Annotated in this window: 16 protein-coding genes and 1 pseudogene; 10 read left to right on the forward strand and 7 right to left on the reverse strand. The window is 63.4% G+C overall.

Going from position 1 to position 20401, the window contains the following annotated elements; translation table 11 throughout:
* Positions 1-4 precede the first annotated feature (4 nt).
* Genes zapE through E0504_RS20715 form a run of 3 tightly spaced genes read right to left on the reverse strand, consistent with a single transcriptional unit; the run spans position 5 to position 2356 of the window.
* On the reverse strand, positions 5-1120 hold the full coding sequence (gene zapE, locus E0504_RS20705) for a cell division protein ZapE (protein ID WP_131625606.1): 1116 nt from the start codon (positions 1118-1120) through the stop codon (positions 5-7).
* Positions 1117-1572, reverse strand: a complete 456-nt coding sequence (locus tag E0504_RS20710) for a PaaI family thioesterase (RefSeq protein ID WP_207974550.1) — start codon at positions 1570-1572, stop codon at positions 1117-1119. Before E0504_RS20710 ends, zapE begins: the two co-directional genes overlap by 4 nt.
* Before the next feature lies 1 nt (position 1573).
* Positions 1574-2356 carry a succinate dehydrogenase iron-sulfur subunit gene (locus tag E0504_RS20715; protein WP_131625607.1) on the reverse strand — a complete coding sequence of 261 codons (783 nt, stop codon included), beginning with the start codon at positions 2354-2356 and terminating at the stop codon, positions 1574-1576.
* 151 nt (positions 2357-2507) lie between these two features.
* Between E0504_RS20715 and E0504_RS20720 the strand changes: the two genes are divergently transcribed.
* On the forward strand, positions 2508-4061 hold the full coding sequence (locus E0504_RS20720; RefSeq protein WP_131625608.1) for a lipopolysaccharide biosynthesis protein: 1554 nt from the start codon (positions 2508-2510) through the stop codon (positions 4059-4061).
* Positions 4062-4151: 90 nt separating this feature from the next.
* Here E0504_RS20720 and E0504_RS20725 read toward each other — a convergent pair whose 3' ends face one another.
* Complete coding sequence (locus tag E0504_RS20725; RefSeq protein ID WP_131625733.1) at positions 4152-6869, reverse strand: ribonuclease E/G; 2718 nt, start codon at positions 6867-6869, stop codon at positions 4152-4154.
* Between the two features lie 452 nt (positions 6870-7321).
* Between E0504_RS20725 and E0504_RS20730 the strand changes: the two genes are divergently transcribed.
* From E0504_RS20730 to E0504_RS20750, 5 genes are all read left to right on the forward strand, one after another.
* Positions 7322-8194 carry an N-acetylmuramoyl-L-alanine amidase gene (locus E0504_RS20730; RefSeq protein ID WP_131625609.1) on the forward strand — a complete coding sequence of 291 codons (873 nt, stop codon included), beginning with the start codon at positions 7322-7324 and terminating at the stop codon, positions 8192-8194.
* Between the two features lie 41 nt (positions 8195-8235).
* Positions 8236-10758: a penicillin-binding protein 1A gene (locus E0504_RS20735; protein WP_131625610.1), complete on the forward strand. Its 2523-nt coding sequence runs from the start codon at positions 8236-8238 to the stop codon at positions 10756-10758.
* A gap of 225 nt (positions 10759-10983) precedes the next feature.
* On the forward strand, positions 10984-12111 hold the full coding sequence (prfB, locus tag E0504_RS20740) for a peptide chain release factor 2 (RefSeq protein WP_131625611.1): 1128 nt from the start codon (positions 10984-10986) through the stop codon (positions 12109-12111).
* Complete coding sequence (locus tag E0504_RS20745) at positions 12111-12851, forward strand: class I SAM-dependent methyltransferase (protein ID WP_131625612.1); 741 nt, start codon at positions 12111-12113, stop codon at positions 12849-12851. Before prfB ends, E0504_RS20745 begins: the two co-directional genes overlap by 1 nt.
* 34 nt (positions 12852-12885) lie before the next feature.
* Complete coding sequence (locus E0504_RS20750; protein WP_131625613.1) at positions 12886-14292, forward strand: nitronate monooxygenase family protein; 1407 nt, start codon at positions 12886-12888, stop codon at positions 14290-14292.
* 28 nt (positions 14293-14320) lie between these two features.
* Here the strand turns inward: E0504_RS20750 and E0504_RS20755 are convergent, their stop codons facing one another.
* Together E0504_RS20755 and E0504_RS20760 are read right to left on the reverse strand one after the other, a co-directional pair.
* Positions 14321-14749, reverse strand: coding sequence for a DUF4440 domain-containing protein (locus E0504_RS20755; RefSeq protein WP_131625614.1), 429 nt, complete (start codon positions 14747-14749; stop codon positions 14321-14323).
* A 78-nt stretch (positions 14750-14827) separates the two neighbouring features.
* Complete coding sequence (locus E0504_RS20760; protein WP_131625615.1) at positions 14828-15835, reverse strand: D-glycerate dehydrogenase; 1008 nt, start codon at positions 15833-15835, stop codon at positions 14828-14830.
* A gap of 46 nt (positions 15836-15881) precedes the next feature.
* Here E0504_RS20760 and E0504_RS20765 point away from each other — a divergent pair, with 46 nt between their 5' ends.
* Positions 15882-16394, forward strand: coding sequence for an SH3 domain-containing protein (locus E0504_RS20765; protein WP_207974552.1), 513 nt, complete (start codon positions 15882-15884; stop codon positions 16392-16394).
* On the opposite strand, the gene E0504_RS20770 is transcribed toward E0504_RS20765, so the two are convergent.
* On the reverse strand, positions 16391-17587 hold the full coding sequence (locus tag E0504_RS20770) for an acetyl-CoA C-acyltransferase (protein ID WP_131625616.1): 1197 nt from the start codon (positions 17585-17587) through the stop codon (positions 16391-16393). The genes E0504_RS20765 and E0504_RS20770 overlap by 4 nt on opposite strands.
* Positions 17588-17866: 279 nt before the next feature.
* On the opposite strand from E0504_RS20770, the pseudogene E0504_RS20775 reads away from it, so the two are divergent.
* The 3 genes and pseudogenes from E0504_RS20775 to E0504_RS20785 form a co-directional block, all read left to right on the forward strand.
* Positions 17867-19312: pseudogene (locus E0504_RS20775) on the forward strand (coniferyl aldehyde dehydrogenase); the annotation flags it as partial.
* 118 nt (positions 19313-19430) lie between these two features.
* Complete coding sequence (locus E0504_RS20780) at positions 19431-19805, forward strand: NADH-quinone oxidoreductase subunit A (protein ID WP_131625618.1); 375 nt, start codon at positions 19431-19433, stop codon at positions 19803-19805.
* Positions 19806-19900: 95 nt separating this feature from the next.
* A complete protein-coding gene (locus E0504_RS20785; protein ID WP_207974575.1) occupies positions 19901-20401 on the forward strand; it encodes an NADH-quinone oxidoreductase subunit B family protein in 501 nt (166 codons plus the stop codon).

Here is a 20401-nt window from a genome sequence, read left to right on the forward strand (position 1 = left end):
ACCTTCAACCCGCAACCCCGTGCCCGCGCGCCATGTAGTCGGCGCTGCGCATCTCTTCCAACCGGCTGACCGTCCGCGCAAATTCGAAGCTGCCTGGTCCTACTGGGTAAAGGTCCCCTGGCTCACCGGCGGCGGTGGCGAACAGCTTGACGCTGTTTTCGTAGAGCGCATCGACCAGCTTCGTGAACCGCAGCGCCTGGTCCCGGTTGTCGGGACCCATCAGCGGGATGCCGACAACGATCACGGTGTGATACGCGTGAGCGATCGCGAGGTAATCGGCGGCCCCGCGGTTTTCGCCGCACAGCCGTTTGAAGCTGAAAACCCCGACACCCTTCAGACTTTTGGGCACTTGCAGGGAACGTCCGCCGCCGAGGTCGAGCTGAGCGCTTGGTACATGGTCGGCGTCTTCCGGGTTGTAATCGGTCAGCCGGAAAAACGCCTCTCGCACGCTGGCCGTGGCGGCATCGCCCAGCGATGCATGCCAGGTCGAAATGCCCGCAAGGCGCTCGAGCCGATAATCGGTCGGCCCATCCAGGGGGATCACGTCGAGTTGATGTTCGACCAGCGCGATGAACGGCAGGAACAGCGACCGGTTCAGCCCGTCCTTGTACAGGTCATGTGGGGGCCGGTTGCTGGTGGTCACGATCGTGACACCCTGATCCACCATCAGCGCGGTGAACAGCCGCGCCATGATCGCCGCATCCGCCGTGTTGGTCACGACCATCTCATCGAAGGCAAGGCAGCGCAGGTTTCGGGCGATCCGGGCTGCTGTGGGAGCGATAGGGTCGCCTGCCTCCCTGGCCCGCTCATCCCTGATCAGGTTATCCACCTCCAGCATGAACGCGTGAAAGTGCGTTCGCCGCTTGTCTGGGATCGCGAGTGTCTCGACGAACAGGTCCATTAGCATCGACTTGCCGCGGCCCACTCCGCCCCACAGGTAAATTCCGCGCGGGCGCGACGATTTGCGTCCGAACAGCTTGCCCAGAAGGCCGGCTTGTCCAGGAGCCTCGAGTTGATCTTGCAGGCGGGCCAATGCCGTCACAGCGGTTCGCTGATCGGCATCCGGCCGCAATTCGCCTGCTGCGACGAGCGCATCGTACCGCGCCGAAAGCCCGCTCATTTCTTCGACGCTTTGCGCACCAGCCCGGAAAAGGCCGCGACCAGGCGGTCATCCTGAACCACATCGCCGCGCAGGAACAGCATCCGCCCTGTCTCCCGCAGGACTTCCACCACCGCATCAAGCGGCTCATCGGGTCGTCCGGCGCCGATGAACTGGGTGGACAGCTCCAACGTCACCGCCGGTCCCGCGTCGCCGTGGGTCAGGGTCCGCATCGCCGCGAACAGGGACACATCAATGAGCGACAAGGTTATCGCTCCGTGGATCATGTCCTGCAGGTTGGTGTGCTTGCGTTCCGGGAACATCCGCAGGCGGCATTTGTCGCCTTCCACGCGAACGATCATCTCGCCAAGAACGACCGAATTGAACCGCGTGTCATCGCGCAACCGCCAGGTCTTCCAGCCCGGGTGGTCCGGGTGATCGCGGTGATCGAAGACCGCGCTGTCCCCGTCCACGTCAGGCGTGCTTTTCGACCTGCAGCTTCTTGATCTCGGCGATCGCCTTGGCTGGGCTCAACCCCTTGGGGCAGACGTTGGCGCAGTTCATGATCGTGTGGCAGCGATAGAGGCGGAAGGGGTCTTCCAGCTGCTCCAGCCGTTCGCCGGTCATCTCGTCACGGCTATCGGCCAGCCAGCGGTATGCCTGCAACAGGATCGCGGGCCCGAGGAAGCGGTCGGAATTCCACCAGTAACTGGGGCAGGAACTGGAGCAGCATGCGCACAGGATGCACTCATAAAGCCCATCGAGCCGTTCGCGCTGCTCCGGAGTCTGCAGCCGTTCCTTGTTCGAGGGAGTGGGCGTGACGGTCTGCAGCCACGGCTTGATGGACGCGTACTGGGCGTAGAAATGCTTGAAGTCCGGCACCAGGTCTTTGACCACCTGCATCGCCGGCAGCGGCGTGATCTTCACGTCGCCATCGAGATCTTCCATCGCAGTCGTGCAGGCCAGTCCGTTGCGGCCGTTCATGTTCATCGAACACGATCCACAGATCCCCTCGCGGCAGGACCGGCGGAAGGTCAAAGTGGGGTCGATCTCGTTCTTGATCTTGATCAGCGCATCCAGAACCATCGGACCGCAGTCGTCCAGATCGATCTGGAACGTGTCATAACGCGGGTTCTCTCCGCTTTCCGGATCGAAGCGATAAATCTTGAACGATTTGACGCGGCTGGCGCCCGCCGCCTGATGCGCGCGACCCTTTCCGGTAATCTTCGAATTCTTGGGCAGCGTGAAGGTGGCCATCGTCGGCATTCCTCGGGTCAAGGGATCGTGGCCTATCTAGCGCCTCGCTGGCCGAGGGCAAGGCCGCCACGCGGGACCGGACCATCTTCAACCGTCTTTCGGACGGCGCGCTTCCCCTCAGCCGCGTTTGCCCCTAGGGGGCCGCAGCCCGATGAGCGACGCCGCTATTCCCCCCGAGACCGTTGACAGCCGCCGCGTTGCGCGCGGACTCGGCTCGACGATCCTCGCCCGAATGGGTGCGGTAGTAGAGATCGTGGCGCAGCCGCTCTACGTGCTGATGTTCGGTCTCGCCGGGTACGGGATGTACGCGGTGATGTGGTCGACGATCAATCTGATCGAAAATATCTGCGACCTCGGAATGACCAGCGCGATGCAGCGTACCGTGCCCAAGGCCGCGAGCGATGCCGATGCGGCAGAGGCTCTGCGCACCGCGCTGCTGTTCGGCGTCGGCCCCTGTCTGGCGGTCGCTTGCCTGATTTCGCTCTACGCCCACGATCTGGCGCCGCTGCTCAACGTAGCGGAACAGGACGAGCATCTGTTGATCCCGGCGGTGCGCATATTCGTCTGGACCCTGCCGCTATGGGCTTTTGTCGAAGTCGCGACCTCAGCTTTGCGGGCTCGCATGGTGTTCGGCGCAGAGATTCGGCTGCGGATCGTGTGGGAGCAGATCATCAGGCTGGTGCTGGCGGGACTGTTCTTCTTCCTGGGGATGGGCCTGAAGGGCCTGTTCATCGCCCACATCATCTCGCTGGCTATCACCGCCGGGCTCTGCGTACGGTTGCTGAGACAGTATTACCGGCTTGACCTGCTGTTTGCCGGCAAGTGGTGGGGAGACTGCGCGCGGCACACGCTGCTCGCGGGCTTGTCTGTCCTGCCGAGCAATATCGTCGCGCGTATGTTCAGCGAATCTCCGACGCTTATCCTCAACCAGTTGCTGCCGGGCGCTGCGGGCGCGAGCGCCTCAGGGCTGTTCACCATCGCACGCAAGCTATCGAGCGTTGTGCAACTGGTCCGGGTCGCCTTCGTGTATGTCATGGCGCCTCTCGCGGCGAGTGCCGAGCGGACCGACCGGGCACAGGTGGCATCGATCTACAGCTATGCAGTGCGGGTGATCGTGGCGATCGCATTCCCGCTCGCGGCCGTAATAGGGGGCGGCCGCTATTCCATCCTGAGCCTGTTTGGAAAGCAGGCGGACGTGGCTGCCGCGGCCGTGGTCATCCTGGTGTTTGCCCGCGCGCTGGAGGCGATGCTGGGCATTTCGTTGCCGGTTCTGCAGGTCATCGCTCATTACAAGCACCAGATCACCGCCAGCGTGTTTGGACTGGCGGTAGCGATCCTCGCAGGACGCGAGCTGGTCGGGCCGCTCGATCCCATCACCGGTATCACGCTGGCCATGGCTATCGGGTTTGTCACGATGGCGACGATCCCGATGATCCAGCTTTATTTGACTGAGAATCTGCATCCGTTTGATCGGCGCTTTCCCCGGGTCATCGTGGTCGTCACGGCAGTTGCGGTGACGGCCGGCGTGGTCGCCGATGTGGTGGATATCGCGTTTGTCGACGAGGTCGCGATCCCGCTGATCATCGCAATCGGCGCTGCGTCCATCTGGACATCTTTGCGCCTTGCGCTTCCGCTGGATGACCGCGCTTCGCTGGGCAAGCTAGCGGTGCGATTGCGGCTCCTTCCGCAAGGCACACCGATTTAGTCAGAGGTCCTTCGGCTCTGCCGCAGTTGAGCTGGCCCCGCTTATCGAAAGTCTCCCCCGGTCGTTCACTAACCGGGGGAGATTGGTTCATTAATCGCCGAAGGTGCGTTGCCACCAGCCGCGCTTGCCGCCGCGCGGCTCTTCGCCCGACTGCTCCGCTGGCTCAGTAGCCGGATCAGCTTCTTCTGCCGGAGTGGTGACAGGATCGGCGCTCACCGGTGCAGCGCTTGCTTCAGCGGCGGGAGCCTTTCGGGCGCGCGTACGCTTGGGCTTGGCAGGAGCTTCGCTCTCTACATCCGCTGAGATCGCACTGTCCGCTGCCGGCGCCTCGGCCTCTACAGCCTTCTTGCGGCGGCTGCGTTTCGGCTTTTCTTCCGCTGGTGCTTCAGGAGCATTTTCCTCCGTCGGAATTGCCTCTTCCGCCGTCGGCGAAGCTTCGGTCACCACTTTCTTGCGGCGCGAGCGCTTCCTGGGCTGCTCTTCGGGTTCCGCTTGCGGTGCATCCAACTCGTCCGGCTTGGCAACGACAGCTAAGTCGTCCTCCAGTTGCTGGCCGACGGTCTCTTCGATGGCCTGAGCCTCGCCTTCGCCTTCGCTGCTGGATTCGTCGCCGTCGCTGCGGCCACGCCCCCGCCTGCGGCGTCCTCCGCGGCGGCGGCGCTTACGCGGTTTGTCCTCGTCGCCTTCGGGCTCGTCGGAACCGCTCCGTTCGTCGGTCTCCTCGCCGGTGGTCTCGTCATCCTCTTCGGCTGACGGAGACATTTCCGCACCGTTCTCGCCTTCGCGGTCGTCGCGGCGGTTCCTGCCGCCGCGGCGGCGGCGCTTCTTGCGGGAGTGATCAGTATCTTCGTCGACGCGGCTCTCCTCCGTTTCCTCGTCGATCTCGTCCTCTTCCTCGATGGGATCGTCCTCGACCTCATCAATGATCGGCTCGAACTTGGGCGGGGTGGTGGGGCGCGGGCCGCTGCTCGCAACCCGCATCTTGGCGCCTTCATCCTCGCCCTCTGGCAAGACTTCCACGGCCACGGAGTAGCGATCTTCGATCTCGGCCAAATCCGCCCGCTTGGCGTTCAGCAGGTACACTGCAGCTTCGGTCGAGGCGTAAAGGCTGATGACAGAACCCTTGCCCCGGGCCGCTTCGTCCTCGATTAAGCGCAGGGCGCTAAGGCCGGCCGAAGACGCCGTACGGACGAGACCGGTCCCGTCGCAGTGCGGGCATGAACGCGTAGTGGCTTCCAGAACGCCGGTGCGCAAACGCTGGCGGCTCATTTCCATAAGCCCGAAGCCGGATATGCGACCAACTTGGATGCGTGCCCGGTCGTTCTTGAGCGCGTCCTTCATCGCCTTTTCGACCTTACGGACATTCGATCCGTATTCCATGTCGATGAAATCGATCACCACGAGGCCGGCCATGTCGCGTAGGCGCAGTTGGCGGGCAATCTCCCGCGCTGCTTCGAGGTTGGTGCTGAGCGCGGTCGCCTCGATCCCATGTTCTTTGGTCGAGCGCCCCGAGTTGATGTCGATCGACACCAGCGCCTCGGTTGGGTTGATCACCAGATAACCGCCGCTCTTCAACTGCACGACCGGATCGTACATCGCGCGCAGCTGGTCTTCCGCGCCGTAACGCTGAAACAGCGGAACCGGATCGCTGTAAGCCTTCACCCGGCGGGCATGGCTGGGCATCAGCAGCTTCATGAACTCACGAGCGGCGCGATACCCCTGCTCGCCTTCGACGACGACCTCCTCGATCTCCTTGTTGTAGATATCGCGGATTGCCCGTTTGATCAGGTCGCTGTCGGAATGGATCAGTGCCGGTGCGACCGACTTGAGCGTGTTTTCCCGGATTTCATCCCACAGACGCGCAAGGTAATCGAAATCCCGCTTGATCTCGGGCTTGGTGCGCTGGAGGCCCGCGGTGCGAACGATGAGCCCCATGGAACGCGGCAGCGACAGATCACTGACGATGGACTTGAGCCGCTTGCGGTCAGCCGCCGAACTGATCTTGCGGCTGATGCCGCCGCCATGGCTCGAATTGGGCATGAGAACGCAGTAACGCCCGGCAAGGCTAAGGTATGTCGTCAGCGCGGCGCCTTTGTTGCCGCGCTCTTCCTTGACGACCTGCACGAGCAGGACCTGGCGGCGCTGGATAACGTCCTGAATCTTGTAACGGCGGCGCAGAGCCATCCGCTTCGCGCGAACTTCGTCCACTTCCTTGGCCCGGCTGCGGCCGCCGCCTTTACCCTGGCGCCGGCCACGGCCGCGACCGCGCGACCGATCGTCTTCGCGTCCTTCGTCGTCGCGAGTGTCGTCATCGCCGGGGTTCGCGTCATCGTCGTAGTCGACCTGACCATCCTCGATTGTCGAGACATCGTCCTTTTCCGAAGTGTCGATTTCTTCGACGCCGTCTTCGGCAAATTCCTCGACAAGCTGCTCGCCCGTTTCATCGTCGGCATCGTATTCGTCGCCGGGGGAGTGGCCTTCCTCTTCCTCTTCGGCCCGGAGACGAGCTTCCTCGTCGGCAGCCTCGGCTTCTTCAGCCAGAAGTTGCTCGCGGTCCTCTTTCGGGATCTGATAGTAATCGGGGTGGATCTCGCTGAACGCGAGGAACCCGTGCCGGTTGCCCCCGAAATCGACGAAAGCAGCTTGGAGGCTGGGTTCTACCCGCGTGACCTTGGCGAGGTAGATGTTGCCCTTGATTTGCTTGTGTTCGGCAGACTCGAAATCGAATTCTTCGATCCGGTTACCTTGAACCACCGCCACCCGGGTTTCTTCCGGGTGGCGCGCATCGATAAGCATGCGCGTTGCCATTGTATTGTCTCCGAGCGCATGCCGGCCGGCCTCGATCTCCATCGAAGGGTGGGCGGGGCGTGCGCGCTAATGTTGGACCGCCGCCAAACGCATTAGGCGAGACGGCGAAAGCGAACCGGCCCATGCGCTGTTCAGCGCCGGGCCGGGATGATGTGTCTGCAAGGGTGCACTCGTGTGCGCGGTACGCGCCCCGGTCAGTCAAAACCGCGCGACCGCTGAAAAGCGACGTCACAGTCTGCTGAGAAGGAAAGCTCATCGCTTGCGTCAACCTGGTATTGGACCGCCGCGATTGCGAAGGTCAGCGGCCGGGCCGGCCCCCGGCCAGCGCGTGCGACGCGCCTTGAGTGAGCTCTAAGGCTGATCGCCCCGGTTGGGCCATCTGCTAGCATCGTGGGTTAAACTCGGCAACCATATTGCGCCGCCTCCCGGCAACGCCTTAACCATCGTGCGCAATGTCATTACGCGGCCAGCTTTTGCTCGTGTTTCTGGCACCCGTCGTGGTGCTGGCGATACTGTATGCCTTGGGGACGACCTTGCCTGTGCCCGCGCTGGGCCGCGGCTACATCGTAAAATTCGAGCTCCCGCCGGCGGGGGAACCGATCGACCTGCCGAAAGTGGAAGGGCCACCGGACCGCTCCCGCCCACTGATCGTCATCGATGCAGGCCACGGCGGTCACGATCCCGGAGCCCAGGGACAGGGTTTTGAAGAAAAAGAGCTCGTCATGGCTTTGGCGCGGGCGTTGCGTGACCGGCTTGTGGCCGAAGGCGGGGTGCGGGTGGCGCTGACGCGGAGCGACGACAGCTTCCTCGTCTTGGCAGAGCGTTTTGCCATCGCTCGCGAACTCGGCGCCGACCTCATGGTGTCGATCCACGCAGATTCTGCCGGGAGTGAAGATCAGGTCACCGGGGCGAGTATCTATACGTTGTCGGACGACGCATCGAGTGAGGCGGCCGCCCGATTTGCGATGCGCGAGAACGCAGTCGACACAATGAACGGCGTCCCGCTCTCTGGTCAGAGCGAAGCGGTCACCTCCATCCTCGTGCAACTCTCTCAACGGCGTGTTCAAGCTGACAGCGAAGAGTTTGCCCGCCTCATCGAGCGAGAAGGGCAGGGCGTGCTGCAGTTTCACCCCCAGGCGCGCAGGTCGGCTTCCCTCGCCGTGTTACGCGCGCCCGATGTCCCTTCGGTGCTGTATGAAGCGGGCTTCATCTCCAACGAAGAAGACGCCAAGCGCCTCGCTTCCGAGGAGGGGCGCGAGCGGTTTGCGGTCGTGCTGGCGCGCGCCGTACGCATCTATTTCGCGCGCCAGTCCGCGCAGGAATGACCTTCCCTAGACGCGCCGGGCGATGCTAAGGCGCGCGCCACATGGCGGACAGCACGACCCTAGAGCACATCCGGTATCGCATTCGCCGTGATACCCATGGCGCAATTCAATGGTTTCGCGACAACTGGCGCGAACGGCGATGGTTTCGGTGGCTTGCGAGTTTAATCGCTGGTGGCCTGCTTCTGCTGGTGATCGGGTGGATCATCCTCGCACGGGACTTGCCGAGCGCGGACACGCTAGTTGATTACGAGCCGCCGCTGCCGACGATCGTGCGGGGCATCGATGGGCAAATCGTCCATTCGTATGCTCGTGAACGCCGGGTGCAGCTGCAATATGCCGATTTCCCGCAAGAGCTGATTGAATCGTTTCTCGCGGCCGAGGACAAGACGTTCTTCAGCCATGGCGGGGTCGATATCACGGGCACGATCGGCGCAGCATTCGATTACGCGACCAAGTTCAGTTCCGGCGAGCGTGCGGTCGGCGGATCGACAATCACTCAGCAGGTGGCGAAGAACATCCTCCTGGGGGACGAGTATTCGGTCACGCGCAAGCTGAAGGAAATGATCCTCGCGCGGCGCATCGAGGGCGTTCTGACCAAGCCCCAGATCCTCGAACTCTATCTCAATGAGATTCCGCTGGGCCGGCGCAGCTACGGCGTGCAGGCGGCATCGCGAGCCTATTTCGACAAGGATGTCGGCGAGCTGAATCTGCACGAGATGGCGTTTCTCGCGATCTTGCCGAAGGCGCCGGAGCGTTATGGCCGCGCGAGGTACGAAGACCTGGCGATCACCCGCCGCAACTTCGTCCTCGATCAGATGGTCGCAAACGACTTCGTCACCGCGCAGGAAGGGGCCGCGGCCAAGGCGCAGCCACTCGGTCTGAAGCCCTCCCGCTCGGCGGTGCCTTCAGTGGATGCCGGGTATTTTCTCGAGGAAGTACGCCGCCTGCTGATGGCGAAGTTCGGCGAAACCGCGGAAGACGGCAAGAACAGCGTTTACGCCGGCGGGTTGTGGGTGCGCACATCGCTTGATCCGGAATTGCAGCTAGCCGCGCGCGATGCGCTGCGGGGCGGCATTCTCCGGTATAGCGCAGGCAAAGGATGGTCGGGTCCGATTGCGCAGATCGATGTTAGTGACGACACTTGGCAGTCCCAGCTTGCCGCGTCTCCGCTTGGCATTTCTTACAAGGACTGGCGGGTCGGCGTCGTGGTCGAACGATCCGGCGGCAGCGGTCGAATCGGGTTTTCAGACGGTGACACTGCGCCCCTGACGGGCATGCCCGATGCTCTGAAAGCAGGCGATGTCATCGCCGCGGCGCCTGTCGGAAGTTCCTACGCCGTTCGATCGGTGCCGGAAGTTTCGGGTGGAATGGTCGCAGAAGAGCCGGCCACGGGCCGGGTGCTGGCATTACAAGGTGGCTTTGATCATCGGTTGACCGACTTCAATCGCGCCACGCAGGCGCTGCGCCAGCCGGGATCTACGATCAAACCGTTCGTCTATGCGACTGGCCTGGACCAAGGCATGACCCCGGCAACCGAAGTTCCCGATCAGTCGTACTGTTTCTATCAAGGGGCGGCACTGGGGGAAAAATGCTTCCGTAACTTCGGCGGCGGCGGCGGCGGCGTGCACACGATGCGCTGGGGCCTGGAGCAAAGCCGCAACCTGATGACGGTGCACATTGCGATGGACGCCGGGATGCCGAACGTGGTCCGTACCTTCGAGCGGCTGGGCATTGGTTCCTATAAGCCGTATCCGGCGTTCGCGCTTGGCGCGGGCGACACGACCGTGCTGAAGATGGTCAATGCGTATGCCACGCTCGCCAATTTTGGTCGGATGCACAGTCCGTCATTGATCGATTATGTACAGGATCGCCGGGGGAAAGTGATCTGGCGCTCTGACAAGCGTGAGTGCGCCCGCTGTAACATGGCCGAATGGGATGGGACGGCCATGCCGCGACTGGGCGCTTCGGGTCGGCAGGTGATGGATCCGCGGACCGCCTACCAGGTCGTCCACATGCTCGAAGGCGTGGTCCAGCGCGGTACCGCCGTGCGCGTGGCTTCACTGGGCCTCCCACTTTTTGGAAAGACGGGAACCACAACGGGGCCGACCAACGCGTGGTTTATCGGTGGCTCGCCCGACATCGTCGCTGGCGCCTATATCGGCTTCGACAAGCCGCGGAATCTTGGTGGCTGGGTGCAGGGTGGCAATACTGGCGCGCCAATCTTCATCGATTTCGTGAAGGCGACCCGCGATCGCTGGAGCGATGAACCGTTTGTCGCGCCCGCCGGCGTCCGAATGGTGCGGATCGACCGCCAAAGTGGGCGGCGCGTGTTTGACGCGTGGCCGACCAATGAACCGAAAGCTTCGGTGATATGGGAAGCGTTCAAGCCAAGCACCGAACCGCCGCGGGCGACCCGGCAGGACGAGGTCGCAGCCAAACGCAACGAGATTCTCGAACTCATTCGCCGGGGCCGACAGGTCAACGCACAAGCGGCTGCAGTAACCCGAAAACGCGAGGTCGAGGCGAAAGCTGATTTCGTCGAGGAACAGGGCGGCATCTACTGATGCGGAGAAGCGTCCTGCACACCGCGACGAAACACCTCTTCATCATCGATCACCCAGGGCGAATCGCTTTCCTCGGTTCCGATGGCGATTAAGGAACACGCCCGGTGACGCGGGCGGCGTTGAGGAAGCTACCGGCGAAACCTCGCAACTGATCACCGCCACCTTTCGCAACCCACCCGCCTCGGCTAAGCGGCGGGCCCATCTTCCGTTGAAAAGGCTAGTTCCATGCGTGCCGAAGGGCAGGCCCACATCGATCGCATCGAAGCCGCGCTGGCGCTTGTACGCCAGTCGCTCGATTGGGAGCGCGCCCTGCGCCGGCTCGACGAGCTGAACGCGCGGGTAGAGGATCCGAACCTGTGGAACGATCCCAGGGAGGCTGAGGCCGTCATGCGGGAGCGCCGCCGGCTCGACGCCGCCATCGGCACCGTTAACCAGATCACCGCAGAAATGGGCGACGCGATCGAGTTCGTCGAAATGGGCGAGGCGGAAGGCGATCAGGAGATCGAGCAGGAGGGGCTGGCCAGCCTCGCGCGCCTCGCCGAGCGAGCCGATGCCGACAAAGTACAGGCGCTGCTCTCAGGCGAAGCGGATGCCAACGACACCTATATCGAGATCCACGCGGGAGCGGGGGGAACCGAGAGCCAGGACTGGGCCGAGATGTTGCAGCGGATGTATACCCGCTGGGCCGAGCGGCGCGGGTTCAAGGTCGATCTGGTCGATTACCACGCGGGTGATCAGGCGGGGATCAAAAGTGCGACCCTGCTGGTGAAAGGCGAGAACGCCTATGGCTACGCCAAGACCGAAAGCGGCGTGCATCGTCTCGTGCGCATTAGCCCGTACGATTCGAGCGCTCGGCGGCATACGAGTTTCAGCTCCATCTGGGTCTATCCCGTCATCGACGATAACATCTCGATCGAGGTGAATCCGGCCGATCTGCGGATCGATACCTATCGGGCGAGCGGCGCCGGCGGACAGCACGTCAACACCACCGACAGCGCGGTGCGCATCACGCACATCCCCAGCGGGATCATCGTCGCCAGCCAGATCGACCGCAGCCAGCACAAGAACCGCGAAATTGCGATGAACATGCTTAAGGCGCGCATGTTCGAGGAAGAGATGCGCAAGCGCGAAGAGGCAGCCAGCGCGGAACACGCAAGCAAGACCGACATTGGGTGGGGCCATCAGATCCGCAGCTATGTTCTGCAACCCTATCAGATGGTGAAAGACTTGCGGACGGGGTATACCTCGCCCGCGCCGGACGATGTGCTCGACGGCGCGCTCGACCCGTTTATCTCCGCGGCCCTGGCACAGCGGGTGACTGGCGAAAGCGTCGATGTGGAGGACGCCGATTGATGCGGACAGAGGCGTTACTGGCGCTGGCTCTGTTCGCGGTCACTGGGTGCGATCAGGCAGACCCGGCGGTCGAGCGTCCAGAGACCGCGCTGGCATTCCCGCAGGCCGAGCGCGCGGTATCCGATCTTGGCAGCAATCAGTTTTCCACGGAGGATCAGCGCGACAGCGTAGGCGAAGCGCGCAAGGTCATGGATCTCGCCGAGATCCGACCGGGGATGACGGTTGCCGATATCGGCGCGGGCGAAGGCTATTATACGATCCGACTGGCGGAAACAGTCGGTGGTACCGGCCGGGTGCTTGCTCAGGACATTGATCGCGCGGCGCTGGACAGGCTCGCTCAGCGGGTTGAGCGCGAGCGGCTCGATAACGTATCGATCCGGCTGGGCACCGCCGACGACCCTAAACTACCCGCGAACAGCTTCGACCGCGTGTTCATGGTTCACATGTATCACGAGGTGCAGGAGCCTTACGCTTTTCTCTGGCGCTTGTGGCCGAGCCTCAAGCAGGACGGCCGGATCGTGGTGGTCGACATCGATCGGCCGACCAATCAGCACGGCATCGATCCGTTGCTGCTCAGCTGCGAATTCGAGCGGGTCGGGTTCCAACTAGAGACTTTCAAGGACTCGCCCGAGTTGGCCGGGTACTATGCACAGTTCAAGCGAGCCGCTAAGCGGCCCGAGCCGCAGGATATCAGGCCCTGCAAGCAAGAGCCGGGAACGACCGGCGGTGCGGCGCGCTGATTACCGCGCCCAACTTTGGGATGAGATAAGCTCGATGGCGTTCAAGGGATTGCAGCCGATCGTCTATGGCGGACGCGAAGTCTGGCCGCTTGTGGAAGGCGGCAAGGGCGTTTCTGCCACCAATCACATGAGCTCCGGCGCATGGGCTGCGGCCGGGGGCATCGGGACGGTCAGCGCGGTGAACGCCGACAGCTACGACGCCGAAGGCAAGATCGTGCCGCAGGTGTACGATGCGCTCACCCGGGCAGAGCGGCACGAGCAGTTGAAGCGGTACGCAATCGACGGTGCGGTGGAGCAGGTTCGCCGCGCTTACGAGATTGCCGACGGCAAGGGCGCGATCAACATCAACGTGTTGTGGGAGATGGGCGGGGCTCAGCCGATCCTGGAAAGCGTCCTCGAACAGACCCAAGGCATGGTGACCGGCGTCACTTGCGGGGCCGGCATGCCCTATAAGCTGGCGGAGATCGCCGAGCGCCACAATGTGCACTACCTGCCGATTGTAAGCTCAGCGCGCGCCTTCCGGGCTTTGTGGAAGCGCAGCTATAGCCGCGTCCCGCACCTGATGGCGGCGGTCGTCTATGAAGATCCTTGGCTGGCCGGCGGACATAACGGTTTGTCCAACGCCGAAGACCCGTTGAAGCCTGAGGATCCGTACCCGCGCGTGAAAGCCTTGCGTGACACCATGCGGGCTGAAGGCGTGTCCGAAGACACCGCGATCGTGATGGCAGGCGGCGTATGGTTCCTGCGCGAATGGAACGACTGGATCGATAATCCGGAATTGGGGAAGATTGCCTTCCAGTTCGGAACTCGTCCGCTGCTCACTGTCGAAAGCCCGATCCCGGATGACTGGAAGGAAGCGCTTCGCCATATCGAAGAAGGTGATGTCCTCCTTCACCGCTTCTCGCCGACGGGGTTCTACAGCTCCGCGGTGAAGAACGAATTCCTGTTCGACCTGATCCACCGGTCAGAGCGGCAAATCCCCTTCAGCAAAGTTGCGGCGGGAGAGCACACGCGTCAGCTGGATATCGGCGTGCGAGGTCGTAACTTCTGGGTCGCGCCGACCGACTATGAGCGTGCGCTATCCTGGTTCGCGCACGGATATACCGAGGCGCTGAAGACGCCGGACGACACGATCGTCTATGTCACGCCAGAGAGCCGCGACGTGATCCGGCAGGATCAGAAGGACTGCATGGGCTGCCTGTCGCATTGCCAGTTCTCAAGCTGGAAGGATCACGATGACTTCACCACCGGACGGTTGGCTGACCCGCGCAGTTTCTGCATTCAGAAAGCGCTGCAGAACATCGCTCACGGAGAGCCGATCTCGGAAAACCTGATGTTTGCCGGGCACGCGGCATACCGGTTCGGCCAGGATCCGTTCTATTCGAACAACTACACGCCGACCGTGAAGGAACTGGTTGATCGGATTTTGACCGGCGATTGAGTGACGCCGGCTGACCGGCCGGCTGCGCTCAGCGCCACAACTGCATCGACCGGATGGCGGGCGGAAATCGACGATCCTCATCCGGACGGGACAGGACTCGCTCGACGAGCTGCCACTTGCGCCGGATCTTGGAGCGGGCCCACAGGTCGGTAACCCATCCCGCGCCTGACCATTCGTCGTCCCCGATGATCCCCTCCATCGTGAGTTGCGCGGCGAACAGGCTGAGCCCGCCATGGCGCCGCACGTACACCTCACCGAAGCGGTACGAGGTACAGCGGAACCGGGTGGTGGCAGCCTCAAGCCAGCTGGCCCGATCAAGAATAGCGGGCTTGGTCGACCCGAGCAGAAAGATGAACTCTCGCGACGCGAGTGATTTCATCGCGGTTCGATCACCCAGTATCCAGGCGCGCATCCAGTGGTGCTCGAGCGTCTCTATCTTGGCGGCAAATTGATCCATCGGGGCAGGCTCTAACGGAGGGTGGCGGCGGCGCGCCAGACAATTATGGCTGTTTTGGGCGCCGGCTCGGTGCGCAGATCAGACCAGGCCCTCGAGCACCTGATCAGGCGGACGATGCCCGTCAGCCCAGAAGCGAATGTTGGCGATGACCTTCTCGCCCGATGCCTCGCGCCCTTCGATCGTGGCACTTCCAATGTGCGGCTGGGCGATGACGTTGGGCATCGCAACGAGCCGGGCATCGACCGTCGGCTCCTCGGGATAGACGTCCAGCCCGGCCCCTCCCAGGTGACCGCTTTCCAGCGCTGCGATCATCGCCTCGTAATCGATCAGGTCCGCCCGGGCGGTATTCACGATCGTCGCGCCCGGCTTCATCGCCGCGATGCGATCTGCGTTCAACAAGCCGCGGGTCGCCTCCGTCGCGGGCGCGTGAAGCGTGACGATGTCGGCCTCGCGCAGCAGAACGTCGAGGTTGTCGACGTATTCCGCTCCGAACATGCTCTCGACCGCCTGCGGCAGCCGGTGGCGGTTGTGATAGCGGATCGTCAAACCGAACGCGCGTGCCCGCCATGCCACTGCCTGGCCGATCCGCCCCATGCCAACGATGCCAAGCACCTTGCCGCCCAGTTTGCGGCCCAGCAGCGTCGAGGGCGCCCAGCCGCTCCACTCGCCGCGCCGGATCAGCGCGGTTCCTTCCCGCAATCTGCGCGGCACGCCGATGATGAGCGCCATCGTCAGATCGGCGGTATCGTCAGTGAACACGCCGGGGGTGTTCGTGACGATGATCTTCTTCGCTCTCGCCGCGGCGAGGTCGATGTGGTCGATGCCAGCGCCGAAGCTGGCGATCAGGCCGAGCTGTGGTCCCGTTTCGGCGATCAGAGCGGCGTCGATCCGATCTGTGACGGTTGGTACCAGCACGTCCGCCGTGCGCATCCGGTCGGCTAGTTCGTCGCGGGTCAGCGGCGCGTCCGCTTCGTTGAAGGTGGCATCGAACAGCTCCGCCATCCGCGCTTCGATCGAGGGCAACAGGTGGCGCGTGACCGCCACTTTGGGCTTCGCCGTGCGGCGCGGGGTGGGGCGTTCGCTCATGATTCAACGAGCTACCCGCTCCGGCGTGGTGGTCAAGCACCCAGCCGTGGCGGCGACGGTGCTTGAAGCGCGGCGGCTGGTGAGGCTATCGCTGCTGGTCATGCGCTTCATACTCCTTGCCGCTCTCGTGCTGATCGCCGCCCCCGTCGTCGGACAGGAACGCGAGGTTCCGTACTGGGCCTCGGTAAAGGCCGAGACGCTCAACCTGCGCGCCGGGCCCGGCCGCGATTACCCGGTGCGGTGGATTTATCACCGGGTCGGCCTGCCGCTCAAGGTGATCCGCGTTCACGAGGGCTGGCGGCTGGTCCAGGATCCCGCTGGGGACGAAGGGTGGGTAACCGCCAACCTGCTGAGCAAGGAGCGCGGCGGGATCGTGATCGGCAAGGGCCTCGCCGCCATTCGCGCCAAACCATCGGATGGCGCCCAGACGCGTTGGAATGCCGAGCCCGGGGTCGTCGGCGAGATCGAGGACTGCGAGGCCGGTTGGTGCGAAATCGACATCGGCGGCCGGCGCGGGTTCATCCGCGCCGACCGGTTGTGGGGTTCGGCCGAGCTTTAGACCAGTTCCACCGCGACGGCGGTTGCCTCGCCGCCGCCAATGCACAGCGATGCGACCCCACGCTTCAAGCCTTTCTGCTTGAGTGCGTTGAGCAGGGTAACAATGATCCGCGTCCCGCTCGCGCCGATGGGATGGCCCAGAGCGGTCGCCCCGCCATGCACGTTGACCTTGGCGTGATCGAGACCGAGATCCTTGATGGCGAACATCGCCACGCAGGCGAACGCCTCGTTGATTTCGAACAGATCGACTTCGTCCTTTGACCAGCCGGCCTTGTCCAGCACCTTGCCGATCGCGCCGACCGGAGCGGTGGTGAAGTCCTTGGGCGCCTGCGCGTGCGCGGCCATCGCGACGATCCGGGCGACCGGGGCAAGGCCCTTGTCCTTGGCGACACTTTCGCGCGCCAGCACCACCGCAGCGGCGCCGTCGCTGATGGAGCTGGACGAAGCGGCGGTGATCGTCCCGTCCTTGGCAAATGCCGCCCTGAGCTGGCGCAGCTTGTCGGGGTTGCCCTTGGGCGGCTGTTCATCGGTGTCGACCGTAACGTCACCCTTGCGGCTTTTCACCAGTACCGGCACCACCTCCTCAGCGAAGGCACCGCCGGTGATAGCCTCGTTGGCGCGGCGTAGAGACTCGACCGCGTAGTCATCCTGGTGTTCGCGGGTCAGTTGGTACTCGTCGGCGGTATCCTGCGCGAAGGTGCCCATCGCGCGGCCCTGGTCATAGGCGTCTTCCAGCCCGTCGAGGAACATGTGATCATACGCCGTGTCGTGGCCGATGCGCGCACCCGAACGATGCTTCTTCAGCAGGTACGGGGCGTTGGTCATGCTCTCCATGCCACCGGCCACCGCGACGTCCAGCGAGCCGGCGGCGATCGCCTCGCTCGCCATGATCACCGTCTGCATCCCGCTGCCGCAGACCTTGTTGACGGTGGTCGCCTGGACCGATGTGGGCAGCCCCGCCTTGATCGCCGCCTGGCGGGCAGGAGCCTGACCCAGCCCTGCGGGCAGGACGCAGCCCATATAGATCCGCTCGATGTCTTCACCTGCAACACCCGCACGCTCAACGGCCGCCTTGACGGCGGTCGCGCCAAGATCGGTCGCCGAGACATCGGACAAGGCGCCCTGCATACCGCCCATCGGGGTGCGGGCGTAGGACAGGATCACGACCGGATCGGCGGCGGAGAAGGTGGGCATGACAAGCCTTTCTGATGTGCGTGCGACGCCGATCTAATGTTGCACTGCGGCAATGGCAATCCAGCGACCTCAAGGGTCGCGAAGGACGAAGTGTCACACGTGTCACACTGTTCTGGCGCAAAACCGCGCTGCCTTAAGTTAACGCCTTTTCGGGGTGTTCGAAGGAGATTGTCCCAGCGCGCATCCTGGTGCGATGGCACATCGAACTGGCTGTAGGACAGCGCCATCCCACGCCGCTTGCCAAGGGCGGGATAATCGCCGAACGTCAGTGGCAAAGGACAACGGAGAGCAAGCATGGCTGAAAACCGCACGAACCAGCTCCACGCGCTGCTGCAAAAGCAACGCAGCGCCTTTACCGCCGCTCGGCCCGAGCTCCTGTCCGTCCGCCGCGACCGGATCGAGCGGGCGATGGCGCTGCTGAAGGAGCACGGCGAGGAACTGTGTCAGGCGATGAGCGCCGACTTCGGCAATCGCAGTCCGCATCAGTCGATGATCACCGACATCGCCGGCACGATCGGGTTCGGCCGCTATTGCCTGAAGCACCTTTCACAGTGGTCGCGGACCGAAAAGCGCAAGGTACAGTTCCCCCTCGGCCTGCTCGGCGCGAAGGCGGAACTGCGATACGAACCAAAGGGCGTCATCGGCATCCTCGCGCCGTGGAACTTCCCGGTGAACCTCAGCTTCGGGCCGCTGATGCAGGTCTTCGCCGCTGGCAACCGCGCGATGATCAAACCCAGCGAATTCACCGAGCGCACCAGCGCGCTGATGGCGGAACTGGTCGCCAAGCGGTTCGACGAAGCGGAGTGCGCAGTTGTTTTGGGCGGTCCCGAGGTGGCACATGCCTTTTCAGAGCTACCGTTCGACCACCTGGTGTTCACCGGCTCCACCGCTACCGGGCGCAAGGTCATGGAGGCGGCGGCCAAGAACCTGGTCCCGGTCACGCTGGAACTAGGCGGCAAGAGTCCCGTGTTCATGGGGAAGGGCGCGGACCTCACCAAGGCGGGCGAGCGCATCGCCATGGGCAAGATGATGAACGCCGGGCAGATCTGCCTGGCGCCCGATTATCTCTATGTCCCCGAAGACATCGAGGAAGGCGCGGTCGCCGCCGTCCAACTGGGCGTACACAATATGTACCCCAAGCTGCTCGATAACGAAGACTACGCCAGCGTCGTATCCGACCGGCATTTCGAACGTCTGCAGGGGCTGGTCGCCGACGCGCGCGAGAAGGGCGCCGAAGTGATCGAGGTCAATCCGGGAGAGGAGGACTTCTCGTCGGCCAATGCGCGCAAGATGCCGCTGACGATCCTGCGCAACGTGACCGACGACATGAAGGCGATGCAGGAGGAGATTTTCGGGCCAGTCCTGCCGGTCAAGACCTACAAGCAGATCGATGAGGCGATCGATTACGTCAACGAGCACGACCGGCCCCTCGGACTGTACTACTTCGGTGACGATGCGGGAGAACGCGAGAAGGTGCTTACCCGGACGATCTCGGGCGGCGTGACGGTCAATGACGTGGTCTTCCACGTATCGATGGAGGACCTGCCGTTCGGCGGGGTCGGCCCATCGGGCATGGGAAGCTATCACGGGATCGAAGGCTTCCGCGAATTCAGTCACGCCCGCAGCGTCTATACCCAGCCCAAAGTGGACGTGGCCAAGCTGGGCGGGATCAAGCCCCCGTATGGCCCGGCGACGATCAAGGCGATCAAGGGGATGATGAAGTAAGCTGACATTTGCGGGGTAAATTTGCGGGCCCGCAGCCTTGCGCGGGCAGGGTGCGAGGCCTAGAGGCGGCGCGAAAGTCCGTGCCTGCGCAAGCGGGCGGCCCGCAACTGGAAATCTCGTGGTCGATCTCAGCCAGTACCTGCCGATCCTGATCTTCCTGGGGATAGCGATCGCGCTGTCGGCGCTGTTCGTGTTCCTGCCGATGGGGGTGTCGCGCCTGACGGGCACGCACAATCCCGATGCCGAGAAGCTCAGCGAGTACGAATGCGGCTTCCCCGCGTTCGAGGACCCGCGCGAACCGTTCGACGTGCGCTTTTACCTGGTGGCGATCCTGTTCATCATCTTCGATCTGGAAGCCGCGTTCCTGTTCCCCTGGGCGGTCAGCCTGGACATGACCGGATGGCCGGGCTGGATCACCATGATGATCTTCCTGGGAGAACTGGCTATCGGCCTTGCCTATGCCTGGAAGAAGGGAGCTCTCGAATGGGAGTAGATCGCCAGCCCTCGCTCAGCCACCAGCTGGCCAATCCCGCGGGTTCGACCGTCAGCGGCCCGGGCGAAAACTGGGTGCTGCACCCGGATTCGCGCATGCCCGACGGGGCGCTGCCCAGCGCGCTGTCGACCGAGCTCGACAACAAGGGTTTCCTGCTGACGTCGACCGAGGAGTTGTTTCAGTGGGCCCGGACGGGTTCATTGTGGTGGATGACCTTTGGCCTCGCGTGCTGCGCGGTGGAAATGATCCACGTCAACATGCCGCGCTACGACATGGAACGGTTCGGCGTCGCCCCGCGCGCGTCTCCGCGTCAGTCGGACGTGATGATCGTTGCCGGAACGCTGTGCAACAAGATGGCCCCGGCGCTGCGCAAGGTGTACGACCAGATGTCGGACCCCAAGTACGTCATCAGCATGGGTTCGTGCGCCAACGGCGGCGGTTACTATCACTACAGCTATTCCGTGGTGCGCGGGTGTGACCGGATCGTGCCGGTGGACATCTACGTGCCCGGCTGCCCGCCCACGGCCGAAGCGCTGCTTTATGGCGTGATGCAGCTTCAGCGGAAGATCCGCCGCGAAGGGACGGTCGAGCGCTAG

The organism is Parafrankia sp. BMG5.11, assembly GCF_004337455.1.

Coding starts and splice junctions, on each gene's coding strand:
- prfB (WP_131625611.1), top strand. CDS start 10,984: ATGCGTGCCGAAGGGCAGGCCCACATCGATCGCATCGAAGCCGCGCTG.
- E0504_RS20735 (WP_131625610.1), top strand. CDS start 8,236: ATGGCGGACAGCACGACCCTAGAGCACATCCGGTATCGCATTCGCCGT.
- E0504_RS20745 (WP_131625612.1), top strand. CDS start 12,111: ATGCGGACAGAGGCGTTACTGGCGCTGGCTCTGTTCGCGGTCACTGGG.
- E0504_RS20720 (WP_131625608.1), top strand. CDS start 2,508: ATGAGCGACGCCGCTATTCCCCCCGAGACCGTTGACAGCCGCCGCGTT.
- E0504_RS20755 (WP_131625614.1), bottom strand. CDS start 14,749: ATGGATCAATTTGCCGCCAAGATAGAGACGCTCGAGCACCACTGGATG.
- E0504_RS20770 (WP_131625616.1), bottom strand. CDS start 17,587: ATGCCCACCTTCTCCGCCGCCGATCCGGTCGTGATCCTGTCCTACGCC.
- E0504_RS20785 (WP_207974575.1), top strand. CDS start 19,901: ATGCCCGACGGGGCGCTGCCCAGCGCGCTGTCGACCGAGCTCGACAAC.
- zapE (WP_131625606.1), bottom strand. CDS start 1,120: ATGAGCGGGCTTTCGGCGCGGTACGATGCGCTCGTCGCAGCAGGCGAA.
- E0504_RS20730 (WP_131625609.1), top strand. CDS start 7,322: ATGTCATTACGCGGCCAGCTTTTGCTCGTGTTTCTGGCACCCGTCGTG.
- E0504_RS20725 (WP_131625733.1), bottom strand. CDS start 6,869: ATGGCAACGCGCATGCTTATCGATGCGCGCCACCCGGAAGAAACCCGG.
- E0504_RS20760 (WP_131625615.1), bottom strand. CDS start 15,835: ATGAGCGAACGCCCCACCCCGCGCCGCACGGCGAAGCCCAAAGTGGCG.
- E0504_RS20750 (WP_131625613.1), top strand. CDS start 12,886: ATGGCGTTCAAGGGATTGCAGCCGATCGTCTATGGCGGACGCGAAGTC.
- E0504_RS20715 (WP_131625607.1), bottom strand. CDS start 2,356: ATGGCCACCTTCACGCTGCCCAAGAATTCGAAGATTACCGGAAAGGGT.